Here is a 3,608-nt window from a genome sequence, read left to right on the forward strand (position 1 = left end):
CAGGCCATGTCAATGCTTTCCGATACATTGGAGGAGTTCCCAAAACCCTCATTCCCGACAACTTGCGGAGTGGTGTTACACATGCGAACTTCTATGAGCCGGTACTTAATAAGACGTACAATGATATGGCGGATTATTATGGCACGGTCATCCTGCCGGCGCGTGTTCGGAAACCTCAGGATAAGAGTTCAGGGGAAAACACGGTATTGATTGCATCCAGAAGGATTCTGGCAAAGCTTAGGAATGAACAGATTCTCTCATTTTCTGAGTTGCAAAAGAAAGTCAAAACAGCGCTTGAGCAGGTTAACGAAGCGCCTTTGACAGGGAAAAGCGAGAGCCGTTGGACAGCTTACCAGGCTGAGGAAAAAGAATACATGCTCCCGCTTCCCAAACACCCATATGAACTGGCTCAATGGGGAAAAGCCAAAGTCCAACCGAATTGCCACATCGCCTACCAGCGTAAATTCTACTCCGTTCCATTCGAGCATTTGGGAGAGGAAGTAGATGTAAGGGCAACTCAATCGACGATAGAAATATTCTACCACCACCAGCGCATCTCGTCACATAAACGGCTGTTGGGTAAGGCAACTTATTCCACCATCAAGGAACACATGCCTCCCGATAAACTGTTCTTCACAGACTGGAACAAAGACCGCTTTCTCCATTGGAGTCAATCGATAGGTCCATCCACAGGTAAAGTAATAGAACTGATCATAGAAAGAGCGGTAATAGAGCAACAAGCTTATCGCTCTTGTTTTGGCGTGTTGAGCCTCAAAGACAAGTATAGTGAGCTGCGTCTCGAGAGGGCTTGTTCCACGATTCTGTCCCTTACATCAAACCCTACATATCAGCAAATTAAAAACATGCTTGAAAAAGAAAGCAAGGAATCTGCTGTAGTCCAGGACAATCCAATATCGGAGAAAGGTCCACAAGGCTTTAGGCGTGGTGCAAAATATTTTGGAGGTGATGATAATGCTTAATCAGGAAATGTTGAACAAACTAAAGCATATGAAAATGACCGGGTTAGTGGAAGCGCTTGAGCAGCAGGAACAAGATCCAGGATACGAAGAATTAGGTTTCCACGAAAGGCTCAATCTTCTGGTTGATTGGGAATACAGCAAGCGGCAACATAACCGCCTCCAGCTGCTTATTAACCAGGCAAAGTTTCAGAATCCGGACGCCTGTGTCGAGGATATCAATTATGCGATAGACCGTAAGTTGGATCGCAATCAGATACTGGAATTGGCCTCATGCAACTACGTACCACATGGTCAGAATGTCGTAATAGTTGGGGCGACGGGAGCAGGAAAGTCCTATATTGCACAAGCGTTGGGGCAAGCTGCCTGCCGAAGGCTCATTCCTACCAAATACATACAGTTACCTGACTTGCTAGAAGAGCTAAAGATAGCCAAGAATAAGGGGCCTGAGATATTCACCAGATTAAGGAAACAATATGTGAAATGTGGTCTCCTCATAATCGATGAATGGCTCCTATTCCCAATAAGTACTGAAGACACAGAAATACTTCTCTCAATCTTCGATCGTCGAAGAGGTGTCCGTCCAACAATTGTAGTATCCCAACTAGAGCCCGCAGAGTGGTTGGATCAAATTCCCATTCAACTTGCCGCGGAATCCATCACGGACAGGTTATCAACAAAGGCACATAGAATTACGATTAAAGGGAATAAATCAATGAGGTCAATATAGGAGATTATTAGAGCCACCCTTCCGGGTGGCTCTCGCGCTACGCGCCACTGGCTCTGTAGTCAGCGCGTTGATGGCTCTTTCACTGTGCGCACATGGCTCTATAAAAACGCTGTTCGCAGGTAGAGGGGCTATTTTCTTTTCAGAACAGACTGGCAGGTACTCAATCAATCACCTTCTGTCCTTTGAATAGTGAGTGGGGTATCATATCTCCCCCGGACAGGAGGAATTAAAAATGATAAGAAAATCAGTTGAAGGACCAGATTACAAATATGAGAGAACGCCAGTTTCTCACGATCAATTACAGAGTGAATATGCATATTTTCTTGCACAACGTGTTCTGGACTCAATGTTGAAAAACAACTTGATCTCACTTAGTGAACACAAGGAAATTACCAAACTTAACCGAGATTCTTTCTCCCCCATGTTCGTACAGCTAATGCCAGATACAGTTGATATATGTTTATTATAGAGTTAATATGTCATACTATGAGGAGGTGAGAAGTTGATAAGAGTGACTAAAATCCATCCAAGCTCGAGCGATATTCTCAATAAACCTAATCTGCGTGTAGCTGCATATTGCCGTGTATCAACTGACAATAGCGATCAGCTGGTTAGTCTTGAGACTCAAATTATGCACTACGAGTCCTACATCAAATCGAACCCTGAGTGGGATTTTGCCGGACTGTATTATGATGAGGGTATTACTGGAACCAAGAAAGAAAAGCGCCCAGAGCTGCTTCGGATGATTGCCGATTGTGAACTTAGTAAAATAGATCTCATAGTCACAAAGTCTATTAGCCGGTTTGCCCGAAATACAATAGACTGCCTGGACTTGGTACGACGGCTGACAAAACTAGGAATATCCGTTTACTTCGAAAGTGAGAATATCAACACAGGTTCGATGGAAAGTGAACTCATGTTGTCGATCCTGAGTGGACTGGCCGAGGAAGAGTCAACTTCCATCGCTCAGAATAACAAGTGGTCCATCCAAAAGAGATTTCAAAACGGGACATACAAAATAGCCTGTCCGCCCTATGGCTACGACGCCTTCGAGGGTGAACTGATCATAAATGAGCAGCAGGCTGAAATAGTCCGGTATATATTTGCTGAAATTCTATCTGGAAAAAGCTTTCATAAAATCGCGGATGAGTTAAATAGTAATAGTGTTCCTACTAAGAAAGGTGGCCGATGGACTGGAACTACCCTCAGAGGAATGGTTGAAAACGAAAAATACGTCGGCGATGCTCTCTTTCAGAAGACATATAGTGATAGTCAATTCAACAGATATAAGAACGAAGGTGAAAAAGAACAATATCTAATTCGGAATCATCATGAACCGATAATCAGCAATAATGTGTTTGAAGCTGTCCAGAAAGTCGTTGAACAGCGAGGTAAAGAAAAAGGTGTGGAAAAATTCAGCGAGAAATACCAGAATCGCTACCCTTTTTCTGGAAAAATCGTCTGCTCTCAGTGCGGTGGCAAATTTAAACGTCGAGTCAACTCACATAGAAGAAAATACATTTCATGGTCTTGCACTACTCATATTGAAAACATCAAAAAATGTTCTATGAAGCAGCTTATGGACTCGGATTTTGAATTTGCCTTTGTAACCATGATGAATAAGCTTATCTATAGCCATCAAAATGTATTGAAACCCTTGCTGGTTGGTCTTCGCGGTGTTAATACCGTCGATACCCATGCAAACAGTCAAAGCATTGATAAAAAACTGGAAGAAAATGAAGAGCAACAGAATGTATTGACCACCCTAATGACGAAAGGTTATCTCGATAGCATTGTTTATAAGAAAAGCAGCAATAACTTGCTTCAGGAAGCTGATAGTTTGCAGCGACAAAAAGAGTCAATTAACCGCTTACTCCATAGCGCTGACTGTCAAGGTAGTT

General features: G+C 43.1%; 4 protein-coding genes. All 4 read left to right on the forward strand.

Going from position 1 to position 3,608, the window contains the following annotated elements; genetic code table 11:
- A partial coding sequence (locus tag T472_RS19720) for a Mu transposase domain-containing protein (protein ID WP_023863404.1) occupies positions 1–980 on the forward strand: 980 nt, incomplete at its 5' end.
- Positions 973–1,707, forward strand: coding sequence for an ATP-binding protein (locus T472_RS05755; protein WP_023388119.1), 735 nt, complete (start codon positions 973–975; stop codon positions 1,705–1,707). The genes T472_RS19720 and T472_RS05755, both read left to right, overlap by 8 nt.
- Before the next feature lie 232 nt (positions 1,708–1,939).
- On the forward strand, positions 1,940–2,176 hold the full coding sequence (locus T472_RS05760; RefSeq protein WP_023388120.1) for an SHOCT domain-containing protein: 237 nt from the start codon (positions 1,940–1,942) through the stop codon (positions 2,174–2,176).
- Between the two features lie 42 nt (positions 2,177–2,218).
- Positions 2,219–3,608 (forward strand): recombinase family protein (locus T472_RS05765; protein WP_242864768.1); only part of this gene is annotated, 1,390 nt, incomplete at its 3' end.

The sequence above is a fragment of the Youngiibacter fragilis 232.1 genome, from assembly GCF_000495435.3.
GTDB lineage: Bacteria > Bacillota > Clostridia > Clostridiales > Clostridiaceae > Youngiibacter > Youngiibacter fragilis.

Excerpts from the sequence above, each read along its gene's own strand:
- T472_RS05755 (WP_023388119.1), top strand. The coding sequence starts at position 973 with ATGCTTAATCAGGAAATGTTGAACAAACTAAAGCATATGAAAATGACC.
- T472_RS05760 (WP_023388120.1), top strand. The coding sequence starts at position 1,940 with ATGATAAGAAAATCAGTTGAAGGACCAGATTACAAATATGAGAGAACG.